The sequence below is a fragment of the Janthinobacterium sp. PC23-8 genome, assembly GCF_002250505.1.
Classification (GTDB): domain Bacteria; phylum Pseudomonadota; class Gammaproteobacteria; order Burkholderiales; family Burkholderiaceae_D; genus Janthinobacterium.
Genome location: NZ_NJGY01000001.1, coordinates 112320 through 132963 on the forward strand (window position 1 = coordinate 112320; position 20644 = coordinate 132963).

Annotated in this window: 17 protein-coding genes; 6 read left to right on the forward strand and 11 right to left on the reverse strand. The window is 62.6% G+C overall.

Features of this window, described 5'->3' with window-relative positions:
* Nucleotides 1–22: 22 nt before the first annotated feature.
* The 10 genes from CD932_RS00525 to CD932_RS00570 all read right to left on the reverse strand — a co-directional run bounded on the left by CD932_RS00525 (nucleotide 23) and on the right by CD932_RS00570 (nucleotide 12151).
* Nucleotides 23–1201, reverse strand: coding sequence for a CmpA/NrtA family ABC transporter substrate-binding protein (locus CD932_RS00525; protein ID WP_094440929.1), 1179 nt, complete (start codon nucleotides 1199–1201; stop codon nucleotides 23–25).
* A 144-nt stretch (nucleotides 1202–1345) separates the two neighbouring features.
* The gene (locus tag CD932_RS00530) at nucleotides 1346–1999 is read right to left on the reverse strand and encodes an ANTAR domain-containing response regulator (protein WP_094440930.1); all 654 of its coding nucleotides are present in this window, start codon (nucleotides 1997–1999) and stop codon (nucleotides 1346–1348) included.
* Nucleotides 2000–2059: 60 nt separating this feature from the next.
* A complete protein-coding gene (locus CD932_RS00535) occupies nucleotides 2060–3559 on the reverse strand; it encodes a CoA-acylating methylmalonate-semialdehyde dehydrogenase (protein ID WP_094440931.1) in 1500 nt (499 codons plus the stop codon).
* A gap of 13 nt (nucleotides 3560–3572) precedes the next feature.
* Complete coding sequence (gene iolB / locus CD932_RS00540) at nucleotides 3573–4367, reverse strand: 5-deoxy-glucuronate isomerase (protein ID WP_094440932.1); 795 nt, start codon at nucleotides 4365–4367, stop codon at nucleotides 3573–3575.
* A complete protein-coding gene (iolE, locus tag CD932_RS00545; protein ID WP_094440933.1) occupies nucleotides 4364–5278 on the reverse strand; it encodes a myo-inosose-2 dehydratase in 915 nt (304 codons plus the stop codon). Before iolE ends, iolB begins: the two co-directional genes overlap by 4 nt.
* The gene (gene iolD / locus CD932_RS00550) at nucleotides 5275–7131 is read right to left on the reverse strand and encodes a 3D-(3,5/4)-trihydroxycyclohexane-1,2-dione acylhydrolase (decyclizing) (protein ID WP_094440934.1); all 1857 of its coding nucleotides are present in this window, start codon (nucleotides 7129–7131) and stop codon (nucleotides 5275–5277) included. Before iolD ends, iolE begins: the two co-directional genes overlap by 4 nt.
* Complete coding sequence (gene iolC / locus CD932_RS00555) at nucleotides 7128–9074, reverse strand: 5-dehydro-2-deoxygluconokinase (RefSeq protein WP_094440935.1); 1947 nt, start codon at nucleotides 9072–9074, stop codon at nucleotides 7128–7130. Before iolC ends, iolD begins: the two co-directional genes overlap by 4 nt.
* An 8-nt stretch (nucleotides 9075–9082) precedes the next feature.
* Entirely contained in the window at nucleotides 9083–9868 is a 786-nt protein-coding gene (locus tag CD932_RS00560; RefSeq protein ID WP_094440936.1) for an ATP-binding cassette domain-containing protein, read from the reverse strand.
* Between the two features lie 2 nt (nucleotides 9869–9870).
* On the reverse strand, nucleotides 9871–11025 hold the full coding sequence (locus tag CD932_RS00565) for an ABC transporter permease (RefSeq protein WP_094440937.1): 1155 nt from the start codon (nucleotides 11023–11025) through the stop codon (nucleotides 9871–9873).
* Nucleotides 11026–11152: 127 nt separating this feature from the next.
* The gene (locus CD932_RS00570; protein ID WP_254926591.1) at nucleotides 11153–12151 is read right to left on the reverse strand and encodes a sugar ABC transporter substrate-binding protein; all 999 of its coding nucleotides are present in this window, start codon (nucleotides 12149–12151) and stop codon (nucleotides 11153–11155) included.
* 278 nt (nucleotides 12152–12429) lie between these two features.
* Between CD932_RS00570 and iolG the strand changes: the two genes are divergently transcribed.
* From iolG to CD932_RS00595, 5 genes are all read left to right on the forward strand, one after another.
* Nucleotides 12430–13416 (forward strand): inositol 2-dehydrogenase, encoded by a 987-nt coding sequence (gene iolG / locus CD932_RS00575; RefSeq protein WP_094440939.1) that lies wholly within the window; start codon nucleotides 12430–12432, stop codon nucleotides 13414–13416.
* A 14-nt stretch (nucleotides 13417–13430) separates the two neighbouring features.
* Nucleotides 13431–14453 (forward strand): Gfo/Idh/MocA family oxidoreductase, encoded by a 1023-nt coding sequence (locus CD932_RS00580; RefSeq protein WP_094440940.1) that lies wholly within the window; start codon nucleotides 13431–13433, stop codon nucleotides 14451–14453.
* Nucleotides 14454–14633: 180 nt separating this feature from the next.
* Complete coding sequence (locus CD932_RS00585) at nucleotides 14634–15332, forward strand: gluconate 2-dehydrogenase subunit 3 family protein (RefSeq protein WP_094440941.1); 699 nt, start codon at nucleotides 14634–14636, stop codon at nucleotides 15330–15332.
* 9 nt (nucleotides 15333–15341) lie between these two features.
* Nucleotides 15342–17120, forward strand: coding sequence for a GMC family oxidoreductase (locus CD932_RS00590; RefSeq protein ID WP_094440942.1), 1779 nt, complete (start codon nucleotides 15342–15344; stop codon nucleotides 17118–17120).
* 10 nt (nucleotides 17121–17130) lie between these two features.
* The gene (locus CD932_RS00595; protein WP_094440943.1) at nucleotides 17131–18498 is read left to right on the forward strand and encodes a cytochrome c; all 1368 of its coding nucleotides are present in this window, start codon (nucleotides 17131–17133) and stop codon (nucleotides 18496–18498) included.
* A 64-nt stretch (nucleotides 18499–18562) separates the two neighbouring features.
* Here the strand turns inward: CD932_RS00595 and CD932_RS00600 are convergent, their stop codons facing one another.
* A complete protein-coding gene (locus tag CD932_RS00600; RefSeq protein ID WP_094443365.1) occupies nucleotides 18563–18730 on the reverse strand; it encodes a DUF3563 family protein in 168 nt (55 codons plus the stop codon).
* Nucleotides 18731–19054: 324 nt separating this feature from the next.
* On the opposite strand from CD932_RS00600, the gene CD932_RS00605 reads away from it, so the two are divergent.
* Nucleotides 19055–20266 (forward strand): hypothetical protein, encoded by a 1212-nt coding sequence (locus CD932_RS00605; RefSeq protein ID WP_094440944.1) that lies wholly within the window; start codon nucleotides 19055–19057, stop codon nucleotides 20264–20266.
* Nucleotides 20267–20644 lie beyond the last annotated feature (378 nt).

Here is a 20644-nt window from a genome sequence, read left to right on the forward strand (position 1 = left end):
TTCTCCTGCTTTCAGTAAAACTTTAAAAAAAGTGGCGGATCGGGAACGCGGCCGCGTATTGCTCGGGGTTGCTGCCGTCCCACAGCACGCCATCGCACAGGGTCGAGGCGCGCATGGTGCTGGCGGGTACCGGCGTGCCCGTGATTTCGGCCGCCTGGCGGTACAGGTCGATCCGGCTGACCTGCCTGGCCACGGCCAGGTAGTCGGGTTCGTCGCGCAGCAGGCCCCAGCGCCGGTGCTGGGTCATGAACCACATGCCGTCGGATAAATACGGGAAATTGACCGCGCCGCCACCATGGAAACGCAAGCCATGGCCTTCGTTCCAGGTCTTGCCGAAGCCGTCCTGGTAGTGGCCGAGGATGCGCGGCGCCAGCAATTCCTGCGGCGTGTTCAGATAGTCGGGCGCGGCCAGCGCAGCCGCCATCTGCAGGCGGTTGGTATCGCTGGCATCGATCCAGCGGCCCGCTTCGAGCACGGCGGCGATCAAGGCGCGGCAGGTATTCGGATGGGCGTGGGCAAACGCGGCGCTGGCGCCCAGCACCTTGCCCGGATGGTCGGGCCAGATGGCGCCGCTGCTGGCGGCCGTCACGCCCACGCCGTCGACCACGGCCTTGTAGCCCCACGGCTCGCCGGCGCAAAAGCCGTCCATCTGGCCGGCGCGCAAGGCCGCCACCATCTGCGACGGCGGCACCGTCATCACGCGCGCATCGCGCACCGGATCGATGCCGTGCGCGGCCAGCCAGTAATGCAGCAGCATCGCGTGGTTGCCAGTCGGAAAGGTATGCGCAAAGACAGGCAGACGCGCGCTGCTGCGCACCTGCCGCGCCAGCGACGGGCCATCGACGGCGCCGGCGCGCGCCAGCTCCGCCGACAGGGCCACCGACTGGCCGTTATGATGGAGGTTCATCAGCACGGCCATGTCGTGCTGCTGGCCGCCGATGCCCATCTGCACGCCAAATACCAGGCCGTACAGCACATGGGCCACGTCGAGTTCTCCATTGCCCAGCTTGTCGCGCACGCCGGCCCACGACGTCTCGCGGCTCAATTCGATCTTGATGCCGTGCTTTTCATCGAAGCCCAAGATGGACGCCATCACCAGCGAGGCGCAATCGGTCAGCGGCAGATAACCGATACGGACCAACTGTTTTTCCGGCCTGGCCGCCCGGCTCAGCGATGTGCCGCCTTCAGTTCCCTGCGTCATGCGTATCCTTGAAAAAACCACTTTGATGGGTTGAGCAGCAAAGAACATGCCAGCGGCACGCCGTGATTTGGCGCTGGCCCCGGCCATTCATGCACCGCGCTGGTGCAGTGCACCACGATAGCCCGCTCGCTGGCGACAAATATCTCATCCCAGCAAGTCCTCGACATCGAGAATGCGCTGGGCAATCTCGGCCAGTTTCAGCTTCTTGTTCATGGCCATGGTGCGCAGGCGCTGGTAAGCCTGCTCTTCCGTCAGGCCGTGATGGCTCATCAGCAGGCCCTTGGCGCGCTCGATCACCTTGCGCTCCTGCAGCTTGTGACGCGTATCGATCAATTCGGACCGCAGCTTCTCGTCCTGGCGAAAGCGCGACAGCGCCACGTTGAGCACCGGCGCGATGCGTTCGGACTGCAGGCCGGCCACGATATAGGCCGACACGCCCGCTTCCATGGCCGCGTCGATGCTGGCGGTGGCGCCGTCTTCGGTAAACAGGACAATCGGGCGGCGCTCGTCGCGCGTGGCGATGACGATATGCTCGAGCACGTCGCGGGCGTCGGATTCGGCGTCGATAATGATCAGGTCGGGCTGCAGTTGGGCGATGCGCTCAGGCAGGTAGAGGTCGGCGGGCAGCGAGGCAATGATGTCATAACCGGCCTCCAACAAGCCGATGCGCAGGGCATTGCCACGCTGTACCTGGGCAGCCAGCGCCAGATCCGTGTGCGCACCGTGCTCGACAATGGTATTGACGACCACGATGCGCAAGGGACGCTCGGAATGTGGCGGGATACGACTCGACTTCATGGGCTCTCTGGAGTGGCGAACGATTGCCACTGCAGCAAGCAAGAATCAAACCATGTCGATTTACTTGAGCGTCGGCATGGCGAACTCGGCGCCCGCCGCCGTCGAGGCCGGCCAGCGCTGGGTCACCGCTTTCTGTTTCGTGTAGAAACGCACCGATTCCGGGCCATGCGCGTGGTGGTCGCCAAACAGGCTGCGTTTCCAGCCGCCAAAACTGTGGAAGGCCATCGGCACGGGAATCGGCACATTCACGCCCACCATGCCCACCTGCACCCGGTGCGTGTATTCGCGCGCCGTATTGCCGTCGCGCGTATAGATCGCCGTGCCGTTGCCGTATTCATGGGCGTTGACCAGGTCCAGTGCGGTCGTAAAATCGGGCACGCGCACGATGCACAGCACCGGGCCGAAGATCTCTTCCTTGTAGATGGTCATGTCCGGCGTCACATGGTCGAACAGGCTGCCACCGAGGAAAAAACCGTTTTCGTGGCCGGGCAGCACAAAGCCGCGTCCGTCGGCCGCCAGTTTTGCGCCCTCTTTCACGCCGGTGGCGATATAGCCGGTAATTTTATCCTTGTGCACTTGCGTGACCACCGGGCCCATTTCCGCTGCCAAATCCATGCCCTGGCTAATTTTCAAGGCGGCGATGCGTGGCAGCAGCGCTTCCACCAATTGATCGGCAACATTGCCGACCGCCACCACCACCGAAATGGCCATGCAGCGCTCGCCGGCCGAACCGAAGGCCGCGCCCATCAGCGCGTCGACGGTTTGCGGAATATCGGCGTCGGGCATCACCACCATATGGTTTTTCGCGCCACCCAAGGCCTGCACGCGTTTACCCTGCGCACATCCCGTAGCGTAGATATATTCGGCGATCGGCGTCGAACCGACAAAGCTGACGGCGCGCACGTCCCGGTGGTGCAGCAGGCCATCGACGGCTTCCTTGTCGCCCTGCACCACGTTGAACACACCGTCCGGCAGGCCCGCTTCCGTGAGCAATTTCGCCAGCAGCAGGCTGGCCGATGGATCGCGCTCGGATGGTTTCAGCACAAACGTATTGCCGCAGGCAATCGCCATCGGGAACATCCACATCGGCACCATCACCGGGAAATTGAATGGCGTAATGCCGACGCAGACACCGAGCGCCTGGCGGATCGACCAGGCGTCGATGCCGCCGGCGACCTGTTCGCTGTATTCGCCCTTCATCATTTGCGGGATGCCGCAGGCGAACTCCACCACTTCGATACCGCGCGTGACTTCACCCTTGGCGTCGGTAAACACCTTGCCGTGCTCGGCGGTGATCAGGGCGGCCAGTTCATCGGAGTGGGTTTCCAGCAATTCCTTGAACTTGAACATGACACGGGCGCGGCGCAGCGGCGAGGTTTGCGACCAGGCCGGGAAGGCGGCGTGGGCGGCCGCCACGGCGGCGTTCAGTTCGCTGCTGGTGGCCAAGGCGACTTTGGCGGTGATTTCGCCGGTGGCGGGATTGAAGACGTCGCTCGTGCGCTCGAAGCGCGAGGCCATCGGCTTGCCACCAATAAAGTGGCCAATTGTCGGGATTGTCATCATTTTTCCTTGCTTATTTATTCATCAGCCATTCATGGGCCGGATCGTTTTTAAAATGCCAGACCCGTTTCGGGCCGGCCATCACATTGAGGTAGTAGCCGTCGTAGCCGTAGGGCATGGTGACCGGGTGGTAGCCGCGCGGCACCATCACCACATCGTGGTTTTCCACCGCCAGCGCCTGGTCGATGCTGCGGTCGTCCGTATAGACTCTTTGGTAGGCAAAGCCCTGCGCGGGATTCAAGCGGTGGTAATAGGTTTCTTCCAGTGAACTCTCTGTCGGGATATTGTCGCTGTCGTGCTTGTGCGGCGGGTAGCTCGACGAGTGGCCCGATGGCGTCACCACCTCGACCACCAGCAGGCCATCGGCTGCTTCCGTCTGCGGCAGGATATCGCGCACATAACGGGTGTTGGCGCCCTTGCCGCGTACCGAGCGCGTCATGGTGTTCGGGTCGATCAGCCGCACCGGCCGGTCGGACGTCCCCGGCGCGCTGCACAGGCCGACTTCGGCGTCGCTGGTGGCCGTGATGCTGACACGCATGCGGCGCGGCACGTAGACTGCCGCCGGCGCGCGGTCTTCGAACACGCTCAGCCGTTCGCCGATGTTTTCCCAGCTCTGCTCGCCCACCTTGACTGTCACCGTGCCCGTCAGCACCACAATACACAGCTCGCGGCCAGCGGTTTCCAGGCTGATCTGCTCGCCTGATGCCAGCCGGTGCGCGGCAAAGCCGACATGGGTCCAGCCGGCCGATTCGGGCGTGACTTCGACGATTGTCGAGCCGGCTTGCGCCTTGACCAGCAAGCTGCTCATCCGGCCTCCTGTCCCAGGCGGGGTATGTCATCAACCAATTTGGCAAGATAATCATGGCCCATCTTGGCGTACTGGTAGCTGGGCGCTACCGCCGGGTCCTGCTCGGCTTCCACCACCAGCCAGCCTTGATAGCCGTGGCGGTACAAGGCGGCCAGGATGCCGGGGAAATCGATGCTGCCGTCACCGGGCACGCTGAAGGCGCCGTTGATCACCGCCTGCAAAAAGCTCCAGTGACCATTCCTCGCCAGCTTGATCACGTTCGGCCGCACGTCCTTGCAGTGCACATGGCAGATGCGGGCGATGTGCTTGTTCAGCACCGTCAGGGCGTCGCCGCCGCCAAAGGTGATATGGCCGGTGTCGAACAGCAAGCCGACTTCGTCGCCCGTGAGCGCCATCAATTGATCCACATCGGCCGGCGACTCCACATACGCGCCCATATGGTGGTGGTAGGCCAGGCGCACGCCGTGCTCCAGCAGGTGTCTGGCAAACACGGTCAGCTTGTCGGCATAGTCCTGCCATTGCTGCTGGCTTTGAAAACGCGGGCGTTTGTACAGCGGGCGCGCTTCGCCCTGGATCGCATCGGCCACTTCGCCATACACCATCACGGTGGCGCCGCTTTCGGCCAGCAGCCGCAGATGAGGGCCGACGGCGGCAATTTCCTCTTCCGCCGAGCGGCTGGCCAGGCGGCCCGAATACCAGCCCGAGACGCAGGCCAGCTCATATTTGCCGAGCACGGCGCGCAAGGCGGACGATTCTTTCGGAAACTTGTTGCCCAGTTCAAAACCGGCATAGCCGATCTCGGCGCCCTCTTTCAAGGCCGTTTCCAACGGCGTCTCGCCGCCCAGGCTCGGCAGGTCGTCGTTCATCCACGAGATCGGATTGATGCCGATCTTGACGTTCCATGTAGTCATTTTGCTTGTCCTTGGCGATCGTTTTCATAACGGGCGCGTGCCGCTTGCACGCCGGGTTGGGTCGACACTTCCGGTACCGCCACTTCCCACCAGCAACCGCCCTCTTGCGTTGTGCGCGTGTCGTCGGTATCGATGCAAATCAGATAGGTGCGGCTGGCGGCGCGGGCGCGCACCAGCGCTTGCTCCAGCCCGGCAATACCGTCCACATGTTCGGACAAGGCGCCCAGCGACTGGGCATGCAGGGCGAAGTCGATGCGCGGCGCGCCCTCGCCCGCCTGCAGGCAATCGACCAGCATATTGTTGAATGGCACGTTGCCGCAGGCCTGCTGCAGGCGGTTGATACAGCCGTAGCCGCGGTTGTCGAGCACCACGATGATCAGCTTTTTGCCCAGCATGACCGAGGTGGCGATTTCCGAATTCATCATCAGATAGCTGCCGTCACCGACCATCACGATCACGTCGGCATCGGGTCTGGCCATCTTGACGCCCAGGCCGCCGGCGATCTCATAGCCCATGCACGAGTAGCCGTATTCCATATGGTAGCCACCGGGTGTCGACGTGCGCCACAGCTTATGGAGTTCGGCCGGCAAGGTGCCCGCCGCGCAGACGACGATATCGTTGACTGCCGACGTGCCGGACGAACGTTGCACGGCGCCGATCACTTCGCCGTCGTATGGCAGGCCGGCCACTTCGCGCTTGCCGGTGATCGCCGTGACGGTGTCGCGCCAGCCGCGTGCCTCGCGCTGCGCCAGTTCTTGCCATTCGCTACTGCTGGACCAGTCACCCAGCAGCGCAGATAAACCTTGCAGGCCCAGCGTCGCATCGGCCTGCACAGCGAGTCCCCGGCGTTTCAGGGCATCGAAAGCGTTGACATTCAGGCTGAGCAGTTCGGCCCTGGCAAACAGCGAGTTCGAACCGGTCGTAAAATCCTGCAGGCGCGTGCCGACCGCCAATACCAGATCAGCCTGACTGGCCAGCGCATTGGCGGACGGTGATCCGGTGACGCCGATGGCGCCCAGTTGCAGCGGATGGTCCCACGGCAAGGAACTTTTACCCGCATGGGTTTCCGCCACCGGCACGCCATGGCGTTCGGCAAACGCGCGCAGGGCTGCACCTGCCTGGCCATACAGCACGCCGCCACCGGCAACTAACAGCGGCTGTTTGGCATTCTTCAACAGCGCGGCCGCCTCCTCCAGTTCGGACTGCACCGGCGGGATGGCGCGAAAACGCACGATCCTTGGCGCAAAAAATTCTTCCGGGTAGTCATACGCCATGGTCTGCACATCCTGCGGCAGCGACAGGGTGACGGGACCGCAGGCGGCCGGATCGGTCAGGGCGGCGATCGCGCGCGGCAAGGCTGTGAGAAGTTGCTCGGGATAGATAATGCGATCAAAGTAACGCGACAGCGGCTTGAAGGCGTCGTTGACGGAGACGCTACCATCGCCACCATCTTCGAGCTGCTGCAATACCGGGTCCGGCGCGCGCGACACAAACACGTCGCCCGGCAACAGCAGCACCGGCAGGCGGTTGACATGGGCCAAGGCGGCGGCGGTCAGCAAATTGGTCGCGCCGGGACCGATGGAACTGGTGACCGCCATCATGCGCCGGCGCATGTTTGCTTTGGCATAGGCAATCGCCGCATGCGCCATCGCCTGCTCATTATGGGCGCGGTAGGTCGGAAAGCTGTCCTTGTATTGATACAGCGCTTCGCCCAGGCCCGCCACATTGCCGTGGCCAAAGATGGCAAAGGCGCCGCCGAACAGGGGTTCGCCACTGTCGACGCGCAGCGCCGCCAGGTAGCGCACCAGCGCCTGCGCCATGGTCAGCCGTATGGTTTTGTGTTGCGTACTCATGCCGCACGCTCCAGATGGTTGCGGGTCCGTTGCCACAGGCCTATGAGTTGCTCGAAGTTGGCGCGCACCTGCGCGATCAGGGTCGTGTCATCGATCTGGCCGGCCAGCCAGCGGCGGCTCGGTTCCTGGAAGATGGTGCGCCCGACCATAAAGCCACGGCAGGTGGTGCTGTGCCGCGCTTCCTCGAAGCTGGCGGCCAGTTCGGAAATCGGCGCGTTCAGGCCGAGCAGTACCACGCCACGGCAGTAGGGATCGCGTTCGTGCACCAGCGCGTCGATCGCCTGCCATTGTTGGGCGGAGAGGCTTTCCAGCTTCCACCATTCCGGGTAAATGCCCAGGTTGTACAGGCGCTTGACGGCGCGCAGCACGGTGTGCTCGTCTTGCGGGAAGGCATCGGACGGGATAATTTCCAGCAGCAGTTCGTGACCACTCACTTGCGCCGCGTCGTACAGGGCCTTGATCTGGGCTTCCTGTTCCAGGCGGTTTTCAGGCGCGTCGTCCGGGTGCAGCTGCACCAGGCATTTGATCACGTGCTCTTTCGGCCAGCTGATCAGGTGCGAGCCGATCGAGCGGCCCCAGTCGAACTGCAGCGGGTTCGAGCCCGGCAGTTCCACCGGACGGCCGATCCACCAGCCGCGCCCGGTCGCCTCATTCAAGGCATCGACGCCGTAGCGACCATCGATCAGCACACCCGTTTTACCGGCCAGGTGCAGCGAATCCTCGGTTTGCGCCACGGCCTTGACCAGCAATTGTTTCAGTGTGGAGATGGCCGCCTCGCCGGCGCCGGCCTGCTGCGACAGCTCGAAAAACTGCGTGCGATGATCAAAAGCGAACACGCACAGCTCATCCCATTGCCTGCGCGCCACGGTCGTGCGGTGCAGGCGCGCCAGGGTCGCATCCTGGTCGGGATGCGCAAGCTTGTCGGCATTGGCCAGGAAATAATCGAGCTCGACGCTGGACGGCATGGCCGGCGCGCAGCCGTGGCGCGACACCACCAGCGCGCCGCAGCCATTGGCGTAGCGGCAGCAGGCTTCGTAGTCTTCGCCGCGCAGCCAGCCTTTCAGAAAACCGGACAGGAAAGCGTCGCCGGCGCCCAGCACATTGAGCACAGCCACGCGCACGCCGCGATAGTTATAAGCGTCGTCCAGGCTGGCGGGAATGGTGCCCTCGATCACGGCCGAACCCAGCGGGCCGCGCTTGACCACCAGCGTGGCGCCCGATACGGCACGCACGGCTTGCAAGGACGCCATGATATCCATGCCGCCGCCGGCGATCATGAACTCTTCTTCCGTGCCGACGATCAAGTCGAACTGCGGCAGGATACCCTGCAAATGTTGCGTGACGCCCTCGTTCGAGACAAAGCGCGTCTCGCCGTCGGCCTTGCCCGACAAGCCCCACAGCACCGGCCGGTAATCGATATCGAGCACGGTGCGCACATTATTGGCACGCGCCAGGCTCAGTGCCTGCGAGCTGACCGCATGCATGGCGGCGGTGGAAAAATGCGTGCCGGTGATCAACAGGGCCTTGCTGGAGCCGATAAAGCCGGCGTCAAATGAAGACGGCTCGATCGCCATGTCGGCGCAGTTTTCGCGGTAGAAGATCAGCGGAAAGGTGTCCTTGTCCTTGATGCCCAGCATCACCAGGGCCGTCAGGCGGTCGCGGTCGACGCCGACATGGCTGATGTCGCAGCCTTCCCTGGCCAGGGTGTCGGTCAAAAACCTGCCCATATGGTCGTCGCCCACTTTTGAGAGCATGGCGGACTGCAGCCCCAGGCGGGCCGTGCCGAAGGCGATATTGGCCGACGAACCGCCCAGGTATTTGGCGAAGCTGGTGGCGTCTTCCAGGGTGCTGCCGATCTGCTGCGCGTACAGGTCCACCGCCAGGCGGCCCAGGCAGATCACGTCGAGCGCGCGGCCAGGTGCAAATTGTGTGGTGTTCTTCATGGTTATCCTTAAATCGTCACGCCGTCGAGTTCGCTCATCAGCGTCTGCATTTCCGCGCCGCCCGCCATCATGTCCAGCAGTTCTTCTTTCGTGACCGTTTCTTTGGTGAAAGTACCGAGCGACTTGCCCCGGTTCAGCAGGGTGAACGAGTCGCCGACCGGATACGCATGGTGCACATTGTGGGTAATGAAGATCACGGAAATGCCCCGTTCGCGCGCCTTGTAAATCAGTTTCAGGACATTGAACGATTGCTTCACGCCCAGCGCCGCCGTCGGTTCGTCGAGGATCAGCACGCGCGCGCCGAAGTGGATCGCGCGGGCAATCGCCAGGCACTGCTTTTCGCCGCCCGACATGGTGCCGATGGCCTGGTGCGGGTCGCGCACCATGATGCCCATCTCGGCCAGCTTGGCGCGCGCGGTGGCGGCCGCATAATCGATGTCCATCACGGGAACCAAGCCCAGCAGTTTTTTCATCGGCTCGCGGCCCATGAAGAAATTGCGCGCCACCGACAGCAGCGGCACCAGCGCCAGGTCCTGGTAGACGGTGGCCACGCCCATGTCCAGCGCTTCGCTCGGTGAATTGAACACCACCGGCTTGCCGTCGACCAGATACTGGCCCTCGGTCGGCTTGTGCACGCCAGCCAGGGTCTTGATCAGGGTCGACTTGCCGGCGCCGTTGTCGCCCAGCAGACAATGAACCTCCCCCTCGCGCAACCGCATGGTGATGTTCTGCAGCGCCAGCACGGAGCCAAAACGCTTGCTGACATTTTCCAGGGCAAGGATATGCTCGTTCATGATTACCTCGCTTCCGTGACGCGTGAGCGTACAAAATTATTGAACAGCACCGCGATCAGCAGCATCACGCCGAGGAACACGCGGAACCAGTCCGAATTGATATTGGTATAGGTGATGCCGATCTGCACCACGCCGAAGATCAGCGCGCCGAAGCAGGCGCCGATCACGGAACCGTAGCCGCCCGTCAGCAAGGCGCCGCCAATGACGGCCGCGATAATGGCCTCGAATTCCTTCTGCATGCCGCGGTCGGCCGCCGCCGAACCGACGTCGCACACTTGCAAGGTGGCAAACAGGCAGGCGCAAAACGCGGTAAACACGAACAGCGAGACCTTCACCTTGCGCACCGGCACGCCGACATTCTTGGCCGCGTTGGCGTCGCCGCCAACGGCGAACATCCAGTTGCCGAAACGGGTGCGCGACAGCACGAAAGCGGCGCCGGCGGCCAGCACCACCCACCAGGCGATCACTTTCGGGATGCCCTTGACCAGCGGCGAGCCGTCGTCGAGCACGGCAATCCAGCCATGGCTGGCCAGCCAGTGGAAAAGGCCGGTGGCAAAATTGCCGTGGAACAGCAGACTGGCCAGCCAGTCATTGGCCGCCAGGTCGCCCACGCCGCTGACGATGGTGCGGTTGGCGAACATGATCGACAGCGCCAGGGTCAGGCCGCGCAGGATGAACAGAAACGCCAGGGTGACGATAAACGAGGGCAGGCGCGTCTTGATGACGATGTAGCCGTTGAGCCAGCCCAGCGCCATCGAACCGGCAAAGGCGAACACGATGGCGGCCCACAGCGGCCAATGGAAATAGATGGTGGGAATGGCGATCATCATGCCGGCAAAGCCGATCATGGAGCCGATCGACAGGTCGAATTCACCGGCGATCATCAAGAGGCAGGCGCCGATGGCGATAATGCCCAGGTAGGAAGCGACCTGCATCCAGTTGACGACGCCATCGAGGTTGAACATGCCGGAATCGCCGGCGGTAATGATAAAGAAGGCGAATACCAGCACGGCGCCGGAGATGGAAGCAAATTCGGGCCGGCCGAACAATTGCTTGGCGCGGCTGGTCTTGCCAACCCGTTCGTCGGCGGCAGGTTGTGCCGGCGTCAAAGACGGAGTCACGCCGGGGGCGGCCAGGCCGGATTTGAGCGCAGTCATGTGAAATCCTTTCAGTTACTTGTTTGCCAGAAATACGCGAGCAGGGCGAGCGCCGGCCACGCGCCGCCCACGTGATGGGCGGCGCAGGAACCGGCCTGCAAGCTGCAGGCCGCTGGCAGACTCTGGGTTAGCGGTATTGCCCGGCGTACTTCTCGACCTTGGCGATATTGTCCTTGGTCACGAAACCGGGGCCGGAACTGATGTGGCGCGGGCCATAGATGGGGGTCAGGCCGTATTCGGCCAGGCGCGCCTGGTACTTCGGATTGGCGATCAGGATTTCCTTGACCTTGGCCAGGTCGGTGGTCTTCTGCTGCTTCATGATGGCCATCACGGCGACAGGAATGTAGCCTTGCAGGTAGGGCTGCTGGTCGATGGCGAACTGGATGCTGCCATCCTTGATACCCTTGGTGATCTCTTCCGACAGGTCGAAGGTGGCGAAATACATCTTGCCTTTCAGGCCCATTTTTTCCACCGCGCGCATGGCTGCCGGCGCCGAGTCCGGTCCCAGCGCCAGCACGGCCTGGGTTTTCGGATTGCTGCGCAGATAGGCGCTGACCTTGCTTTCGATTACGCCAGGATCGACGCCGTTGGTGTCCAGCGTCGATGACTTGAAGTCCACGCCCAGCGCATCGGCAAAGCCGCGGCAGCGTTCGAACGAGGAGGCATTCATCGCATAGTGGTTCACGCAGACAAAGGACTTGATGCCCGCTTCCCTGGCGCGCTTGCCGGCGCCCAGGCCGGCGTCATATTCAGGCTGGCCGACGTGCATGATGGCCTTGAGCTGTTCGCTTTGCGCCAGGGTGCCCGAGTTGATGGTCACCAGCATGATTTTTTTCGCCACCACCGTGCCCAGCGGTTTTTGCAGCACGCTGAAGTCGGCGATGTCGGCGATCAGGCCGTCGTAGTTGCGCGCCGCCGATTGTTCGATCAGGCGCGCCATGTCGGCCAGGTCGCCATTCGGTGGATTGCGGTAGTCGACGGTAACGTTGAAATCCTCGCCGGCCTGCTTGATGGCGTTCTTGATCGTGTTCCACCAGGAATCGGAGTCCGGTGCATGGCTGACCAGCACGAATTTTTCGCCCGCCGCATGGCTGGCGCCGCTGCTCAAGCCCAGACTGGCGCCCATGGCGGCGATGGCCAGGCACTTCAACAAACCCTTGCTCTTGATGCTATACATGAATGTCTCCTAGATGGATGATTTTTTATAGTTGTCAGCGTTGATTGAAGGGTGACACCGGCCTGCCCTGCGGCAGCGCGACCGGTGCACTGCGCATAGATTAGTCCAGGCTTGCGACGAACGCAATGAAAATTTCAAGGAATTCTCAAATAGAAATTTGTTTCTGTTTTACGAAATCGCTCTTATAATTATTGCGAGACTATTCACCCCACAACAGGAGATCAAGCATGATCCAGGTAGCATTGTTTGGCGCCGGCCGTATCGGCAAAATCCACGCGGCCAATTTGGCCTTTCATCCCGGCGTACGCTTCAAATACGTGGTCGACGTCAACCAGGAAGCGGCCGAGGCACTCGCCGCCATTCATGGCGGCAGCAGCGCCTCGATGGAAACGGCGCTGGGCGACCCGGACGTCCGTGCGGTGGTCATTGCCTCGAGCACCGACACCCACGCCGACCTGATACTGCGCTCGGCCGCCGCCGGCAAGGCCATCTTCTGCGAAAAGCCGGTCGACCTGACCATAGAACGCGCGCGCGCCTGCGCCGCCGCCGTCAGGGAAGCGGGCGTACTGTGCATGCTCGGCTTCCAGCGCCGCTACGACCCCACCTTCCAGGCCGTCAAACAGCGCATCGAAGCCGGTGAAATCGGCACGCCGGAGTTGCTGGTGGTCACCAGCCGCGATCCGGGGCCGCCGCCGGTCAGCTATATCAAGGTATCGGGCGGCATCTTCAAGGACATGCTGATCCACGACTTCGACATCTTCCGCTGGATCCTCGACGACGACGCCGTCAGCGTGCACGCCACCGGCAGTTGCCTGGTCGATCCCGCCATCGGGGCGGCGGGCGACCTCGATACGGCCGTCGTCACCATCCGCACCAAATCAGGCCGCTTGTGCCAGATCAACGCCACGCGCCGCGCCGCCTATGGCTACGACCAGCGTTTCGAAGTGCTGGGCAGCCTGGGGATGCTGCAAGCGGGCAATCACAAGCCGACCGAAGTGACGGCCTATGGCGCGGTGAACGTCAGCGTGGACCGGCCGGAAGACTTTTTCCTCGAACGCTACCGCGTTGCTTACGCGCAGGAAATGGCGCATTTTTTTGACGCACTCTGCAATGGCACGCCGCTGCGCACCACCGTCGAAGACGGCCTGCAAGCGTTGGCCCTGGCCGAGGCGGCAAGCCTGTCCTGGCGCGAACAGCGCGTCGTTACCCTGTAGACGTGGGAGAACACATGTCCTCGCCTACCTTGAAAATCGGCATCGTCGGCCTGGGCCGGCTGGGCCAGCGCCACGCCATCAACCTGGCGCAGCGCGTGCCGAATGCGCAAGTCGTCGCCGCCTGCAGTCCCGTGCCAGCCGAACTGGACTGGGCGGCGCGCGAACTGGGCATCGCCACCGGCTATGCCGACTATGGCGCCCTGCTGGCCCACCCGGGCCTGGACGCCGTGTTTCTCGTCACGCCCACGTCCATGCATGCGGAGCAGATCATCGCCGCCTTGCGCGCCGGCAAGCATGTGTTTTGCGAAAAGCCGCTGTCGCTGGACCTGGGCGATTGCCTGGCAGTGGAAGCGGAGGCGGCGCACCACCCGCAGCTGGTAACCATGATCGGTTTCGTGCGCCGCTTCGACGCCAGCTACCAGGACGCGCAGCAAAAAATCACCGGCGGCCTGATCGGCAAGCCTTACATGGTGCGCTCGCAAACCTGCGACCAGAACGACCCCAGCGGCGCCTTCATGCGCTTTGCGCCCACCAGCGGCGGCATCTTTCTCGATTGCAGCGTGCACGATATCGACCTGGCGCGCTGGCTGCTGGGCAACCCCACGCCGACGCGCGTGTACGCCAGCGGCACCAACGCCATCCACCACGGCTTGCAGGCGTTTGGCGACGTCGACAACGGCCTGGCGACGGTCGAGTTTGCCGACGGCGGCATGGCCACCTTCATGGCCTCGCGTACCATGGCCCACGGCCACGAAACGCTGACGGAAGTGTTCGGCACTGCCGGACGCCTCTGCGTGGGCGGCAATCCGCGTCTGAACCGCGTGGAAATTTCCGACGTGCACGGCGTGCGCAACGAATGCACGCCCGACTTTTACGCCCGCTTTGCCAATGCCTTTCTGGTCGAGGCGCAGGAATTTACCGATGCGGCCCTGGGCCGGCGCAGCCTGTCGCTGACCCTGAACGACGCCACCGAAGCGACGCGCCTGGGCATTGCCATGACGGTGGCGATGCGCGAGCGGCGCGTGGTGGAGTTTTAAGCCAACGGTTCTCAAGCGCCGGGATCGCTAACGCTCAAGCGCCAACCCGGCGCCCTTCCCCATCCTTTTACCCTATGCTCGCAAGGCGGAGCATGCTTTAATTATTTCATTTATGTAATATACATGAATGAAATCGTTAAACCATGCGCCCTCCCAGCCATACAGCCATAGGAGTTATACATGAAAGTCATCGGCATCTCTGCGCACAGACGCAATTTCCTGCGCAAGGCGGCCGTCGCCGTCCCCGTCGCAGCCGCCCTCGGCGCCGTCGGCACGGCCGGCACCGTGCTGGCCACCGGCGACGGGCAGCGCAAGCCCTACCAGAGCACGTATTTTACCGCCGCCGAATGGGCCACCTTGTGCGCGCTGGTCGACCGCCTGATCCCGGCCGATGCCGAAGGCCCCGGCGCCTTGCAGGCCGGCGTGCATGAATTCATCGACCTGCAAATGAATACGCCCTATGCCTACGGCAAGCTGTGGTTCATGCAGGCGCCCTTTGTGTCAGCACCGGAAGAGTTCGGCTATCAGTTCCATATGGCGCCGCGCGAGCTGTACCGCAGCGCCCTGCCCGGCTTCGCGCAAGCCGTACAGCAAAAAACCGGCAAGCTTTACGCCGACCTGCCTGCGGCGCAGCGCGACGCATTGATCAGCGAACTGGAAAAAGGCACGCTGAACATCGGCGCGGTGCCGCCGTCCCTGTTCTTCAAGCAACTGCTGCAAAACACGCGCGAAGGCTATTTCTGCGACCCGGCCCATGGCGGCAACAAGGACATGGCCGCCTGGCGCATGATCAACTTCCCGGGCGCGCGCGCCGACTACATGGACTGGGTCGAACAATACGGCGTGCACTACCCGCTGCCACCGGCTTCCATCGCATAAGGACACACCATGGCAGACATGACATTGAAACCGGTCGACGTCGTCATCGTCGGCTTCGGCTGGACCGGCGCCATTATGGCCAAGGAATTGACGGAAGCGGGACTGAACGTGCTGGCCCTCGAACGCGGCCCCTACCGCGATACCTATCCCGACGGCGCCTACCCGAAAACGCTGGACGAGCTGACCTATATCCAGCGCAGCAAGATCTTCCAGGACATGTCGAAAAGTTCGTTCACCTTCCGCCACGCGGTTGGCGGCATCGCCGTGCCGTATCGCCAGATCGGCGCCTTCAAGCCCGGCACCGGCGTCGGCGGCGCCGGCCTGCACTGGTCGGGCCAGCACTGGCGCGTGCTGCCGGAAGAGCTGCAATTGCGCAGCCACTACGAAAAACGCTATGGCAAGAAGTTCATTCCCGAAGGCATGACGATCCAGGATTTCGGCGTCAGCTATGAAGAACTGGAGCCGCATTTCGACTTCGTCGAAAAAGTCTTCGGCACCTCGGGCCAGGCGTATAAAGTCAAGGGCAAGATCGTTGGCGACGGCAATATATTTGAAGCCGACCGCTCCGACAACTTTGCGCTGCCGCCACAGAAAGTGCCGTACACGGCCCATCTGTTCCGGCAGGCGGCCAGGGAAGTGGGCCTGCACCCGTTTGTGTCCGCCTCGTCGAACGCCTCGCAGCCTTACACCAACCCCTACAACTGCCAGATGGGACCATGCAATTTCTGCGGCTTCTGTTCCGGCTTTGCCTGCTACAACTATTCCAAGGCCTCGCCGCAAGTGAACATCATGCCGGCGCTGCGCCTGGCGGCCAACTTCGAATTGCGCGCCAACTGCAATGTGCTGCGCATCAACCTCGATGGTGGCAAGCAGAAGGCCACCGGCGTGACCTATGTCAACGCCGACGGCAAGACGGTCGAGCAGCCAGCCGAACTGGTCATTGCCAGCACGTTTGCCTACAACAACGCGCATCTGCTGCTGGTGTCGGGCATCGGCAAGCCCTACGATCCGGTGAAAAACGAAGGCGTGGTGGGGCGCAATATTGCGTATCAAACCATGTCCACCGTGCAGATGTTCTACGAGCCGGGCAAAAATACCAACCCCTTCATCGGTTCCGGCGGCAACGGCGTGGCCGTCGACGACTACAACGGCGACAACTTCGACCATGGCCCGCTGGGCTTTGTGGGCGGTTCGCCCGCCTGGTGCAACCCGGCCGGCGTCAAGCCGATCGCCGGCATTCCGGTGCCGGACGGCACGCCAGCCTGGGGTTCCAACTGGAAAAAGGCCGTCAAGGACAACTACACCAGCACCGTCTCGTTCGACGTGCACGGCGCCAACATGGTCTACCGCGACTGCTATGTCGATCTCGACCCGACCTATACCGACACCTTCGGCCAGCCCTTGCTACGTTTTACCTTCGACTGGAAGGACAACGACATCAAGATGAGCCGCTACGTGACGGAAAAAATGACGGACGTGGCGAAAGCCATGAAACCGAAATCGATCCACGTGTCGGTGAAAAACTTCGGCGACCACCTCGATTTGCGCAACTACCAGACCACCCACTGGGCCGGCGGCACCGCCATGGGCACGGACCGGCGCACCAGCGTCGTCAACCGCTACCTGCAAAGCTGGGATGTGCCGAACGTGTTCGTCGTCGGTTCGAGTGTGTTTCCGGTCGGCATAGGCTACAACCCGACCGGCCTGGCCGCCGCGCTGACCTACTGGTGCGCCAGGGCCGTGCGCGAACAATATCTGAAAGACCCGCGACCGCTGGTCGCCGCGTAAGGATCGTCCCATGAAAACACACACACCACGCTGGCTTGCCGCCCTGACCCTGCTGCTATCCGCAGGCAGCCAGGCCGCCGCGGCCGATGCGCAACTGATCAGGCAAGGCGAATACCTGGCGCGCGCCGGCGACTGCATCGCCTGCCATACGGCGCCGCAAGGCAAGCCCTATGCCGGCGGCCTGGGCATGGCGACGCCGATCGGCAAGATCTATTCCACCAACATTACGCCGGACAAGGAACATGGCATCGGCAACTGGCGTTTCGAGGACTTCGACAAGCTGATGCGCACCGGCGTGACGAAGCACGGTTATACGGTCTACCCGGCCATGCCCTACCCCTCGTATTCGCGCCTGAGCGAGGCCGACATGCGCGCCCTGTACGCCTACCTGATGCATGGCGTGGCCGCCAATGCGGCGCCGAACCGCGCCTCCGACATTGCGTGGCCGCTGTCGATGCGCTTTCCCCTGACCGTCTGGCGCTGGGTATTCGCCCCCAGGCCGGCGCCTTATGTGCCAGCGCCGACCGCCGGCGACCCGCAGTTGCTGCGCGGCGCCTACCTGGTGCAAGGCCTGGGCCACTGCGGCGCCTGCCATACGGCGCGCGGCGTCGGCCTGCAGGAGAAGGCCTTGAGCGAACTCGACGGCAGCGCTTATCTTGCCGGCGGCGCCGCCATCGACGGCTGGGTCGCACCGTCGCTGCGCAACGAGCACGGCGGTGGCCTGGCGCGCTGGAGCGAAGCGGATATCGCGCAATTCCTGAAAACCGGCCGCAACAATCACAGCGCCTCGTTCGGCGCCATGAACGACGTGGTCACGCACTCGATGCAATACATGAGCAAGGACGATCTCTCCAGCATTGCGAAATACCTGAAATCGCTGCCGCCGGCCAACGCCAAAGCCCAAGCTTTTGTCGGTGACGACAAAGTCGCCAAGGCGCTGTTTGCGGGCAAGGTCGACACCACTGGCGCGCAGTTGTACCTGAACAACTGCGCCGGCTGCCATCGCTCGGACGGCAAGGGTTACAGCAAGGCCTTCCCCGCGCTGGCCGGCAACGCCGTGCTGCAAACGGCCGACCCGACCTCGTCCATCAATATCGTGCTGTCGGGCGGCAGGGTGCCGGCCACCCACACGGCGCCGTCGGCGCTGGTGATGGGCGGCTACGCCAGGACCTTGAACGACCAGCAGATCGCCGAGGTGGTCAGCTTTATCCAGACCAGCTGGGGCAATCACGGCAGCGCTGCAACAGCGGCCCAAGTGGCCAGGCTGCGCAAGGGCGCCGTGCCGGTCCAGGGCACGACGGCAGCGTCGTTCGCACCGGGACGCAGCGGCACTGTGCCCGTGCCGCCCCAGACGCGCCCCTCTATGATGAAGCAATAATGCAAAAGCCCCCGTGCCTGGCAATCAGGCACGGGGGCTTTTTTATGCAGACGTGTTTTGCGTATCAGCGGTTATTGCCATTGCTCCAGTAGCTGCCGCCGCTCAGGCGGTCTTGCTTGCGCATGCGGAACTCCAGATCATAACGGTCGGTGGCTTCGGCCAGGTCCGCATCCTGTTCTTCACGCACGCGCTCTTCGATGCCGTTGGCAAGCGCGTTGTGCAGTCGCAGCATCAGTGCTTGCACCGCCAAGGCTGCCTTCTCAAAGGCGCCGGACAGGCTGTTGAAAGAGAAAACGGTCAAGGCTGGCAAGGTGGTGTGCGACATGAAAAGCTCCTGAAATATGCGGTGTTTGTTGCAGTGCAATATCATGATAAGCGTTTCAAGATATAAAGCCACTTTCGATTTCAGATACCAGTTATTGATTTTGCTGATAAATGGGATAATGACACGGGATAATGACACGGGCTGATGACACGGGGCAGCGTGCGCCATCGGCAGCGTTATCACTGCGCAGCGCTGCTATACTGGGTTTTCCACTGCCGACTCCATGCCGCCATGCCTGCTTCCCTTGCCGATATTGCAGAACGTTATGTACACCTGGTGCTGGCCATCGGCCAGCATGATGCGTCCTATGTCGACGCCTACTACGGCCCGCCCGAGTGGCAAACAGCTGCCGTTGCGGCGCGCTTGCCGCTGGCGAAAATCAGCCAGGACATCGCCGCAGCGCTGGAACTGCTGCCTTTGTCGGGCGACCAGGAGACGCAATTGCGCGCGGCCAACCTGCGTACTCAATTGCTGGCCATGCAAGCCAGAGTGGCCATGCTCGGTGGCGCGAAACTGCCGTTTGACGAGGAAAGCGCGCGGCTCTATGACGCTGTCTCGCCCCACCATACGCGCCCCTGGTATGAAACCATCGTGGCGCAAGTGGACCATCTGCTGCCAGGCGCGGGGTCGGTCAGTGAGCGCGTGCAGGCATTTCGCCAGCAGTTCATCATTCCCCCCGAGCGCCTGCAGGATGTGATGCAGGCGGCGATTGCCACCGGCCGCGAGCGTACCCTGGCGCGCATCGCGCTGCCAGCGGAAGAAGATTTTGTCCTGGAATTGGTCACCGACAAACCCTGGAGCGGCTACAACTGGTACAAGGGCAATTATCAGAGCGTGATCCAGATCAATACCGACTTGCCGGTCCATATCGACCGCGCCGTCGACCTGGGCTGCCACGAAGCCTATCCCGGGCACCATGTGTATAACGTGCTGCTCGAACGCGATCTGGTGCGCGGCAAGGGCTGGGTGGAATACTGCGTCTATCCCCTGTACTCGCCGCAATCGCTGATCGCCGAAGGCACGGCCAACTACGGCATCGAACTGTGCCTGAACGACGAGGAGCGGCTGGCGTTCGAGCAGCAGGTCCTGTTTCCGCTGGCCGGGCTCGATGCCAGGCTGGCGCCGCGCTACCTGGCGCTCAATCGCCTGCTGGCGCAGCTGGCCTATGCCGACAACGATATCGCGCGCCAGTACCTGGACGGTGGCCTGACGCGTTCAGAAGCGCTGGAATGGCTGATTAACGTGCGCCTGTATCCGGTGGAAAAAGCGGCGCAGCGGCTGCAGTTCTACGATGGCATGGGCGCCTATGTGATCAACTACAACCTGGGCCAGGACATGGCCAGGGCCTGGGTCGAGCGCCAGGGCGCGACGCGCGCGCAGCACTGGGCGGCGTTTCGCGCGCTGATGTCCTCGCCGCGCACACCCACAGCCCTGCTTGCCTGACCCGGCAGGCGCGACTGTCATGACAAGCTGACGTAGGCGATCGCCGACAGGAAAGCGCTGCCGAAGCAAGCACGCGGGCCCCATCGGGAATTGACTGGCGCGCAAGGCGCTGATATTTTCCCGGCTGGAGGAATCTGACCGAGCGGCTTGCAGCAGCCGTATTGCAAATCAATTGTACACAATGAAAATACAATACCGCCAATTAAATTGATGATATTCGTTTTTTGACACACAAACAACACAAATTTCTCATTTTTACCTGTCACATATATATTCACAAAATAATATGTTACAGTGAAATGAGTGACCTGGAAGCCGCCTGTCAGGCTGTAATCACGCCGATCACACTATATTTTACGCACAAGACACGGCCGTTTC

Excerpts from the sequence above, each read along its gene's own strand:
- iolC (WP_094440935.1), bottom strand. The coding sequence starts at position 9,074 with ATGAAGAACACCACACAATTTGCACCTGGCCGCGCGCTCGACGTGATC.
- CD932_RS00590 (WP_094440942.1), top strand. The coding sequence starts at position 15,342 with ATGGCAGACATGACATTGAAACCGGTCGACGTCGTCATCGTCGGCTTC.
- CD932_RS00605 (WP_094440944.1), top strand. The coding sequence starts at position 19,055 with ATGCCTGCTTCCCTTGCCGATATTGCAGAACGTTATGTACACCTGGTG.
- CD932_RS00600 (WP_094443365.1), bottom strand. The coding sequence starts at position 18,730 with ATGCTGCGACTGCACAACGCGCTTGCCAACGGCATCGAAGAGCGCGTG.
- CD932_RS00530 (WP_094440930.1), bottom strand. The coding sequence starts at position 1,999 with ATGAAGTCGAGTCGTATCCCGCCACATTCCGAGCGTCCCTTGCGCATC.
- CD932_RS00570 (WP_254926591.1), bottom strand. The coding sequence starts at position 12,151 with ATGGGCGCCAGTCTGGGCTTGAGCAGCGGCGCCAGCCATGCGGCGGGC.
- CD932_RS00580 (WP_094440940.1), top strand. The coding sequence starts at position 13,431 with ATGTCCTCGCCTACCTTGAAAATCGGCATCGTCGGCCTGGGCCGGCTG.
- CD932_RS00585 (WP_094440941.1), top strand. The coding sequence starts at position 14,634 with ATGAAAGTCATCGGCATCTCTGCGCACAGACGCAATTTCCTGCGCAAG.
- CD932_RS00595 (WP_094440943.1), top strand. The coding sequence starts at position 17,131 with ATGAAAACACACACACCACGCTGGCTTGCCGCCCTGACCCTGCTGCTA.
- CD932_RS00565 (WP_094440937.1), bottom strand. The coding sequence starts at position 11,025 with ATGACTGCGCTCAAATCCGGCCTGGCCGCCCCCGGCGTGACTCCGTCT.
- CD932_RS00535 (WP_094440931.1), bottom strand. The coding sequence starts at position 3,559 with ATGACAATCCCGACAATTGGCCACTTTATTGGTGGCAAGCCGATGGCC.
- iolG (WP_094440939.1), top strand. The coding sequence starts at position 12,430 with ATGATCCAGGTAGCATTGTTTGGCGCCGGCCGTATCGGCAAAATCCAC.
- iolD (WP_094440934.1), bottom strand. The coding sequence starts at position 7,131 with ATGAGTACGCAACACAAAACCATACGGCTGACCATGGCGCAGGCGCTG.
- iolB (WP_094440932.1), bottom strand. The coding sequence starts at position 4,367 with ATGAGCAGCTTGCTGGTCAAGGCGCAAGCCGGCTCGACAATCGTCGAA.
- CD932_RS00560 (WP_094440936.1), bottom strand. The coding sequence starts at position 9,868 with ATGAACGAGCATATCCTTGCCCTGGAAAATGTCAGCAAGCGTTTTGGC.
- iolE (WP_094440933.1), bottom strand. The coding sequence starts at position 5,278 with ATGACTACATGGAACGTCAAGATCGGCATCAATCCGATCTCGTGGATG.
- CD932_RS00525 (WP_094440929.1), bottom strand. The coding sequence starts at position 1,201 with ATGACGCAGGGAACTGAAGGCGGCACATCGCTGAGCCGGGCGGCCAGG.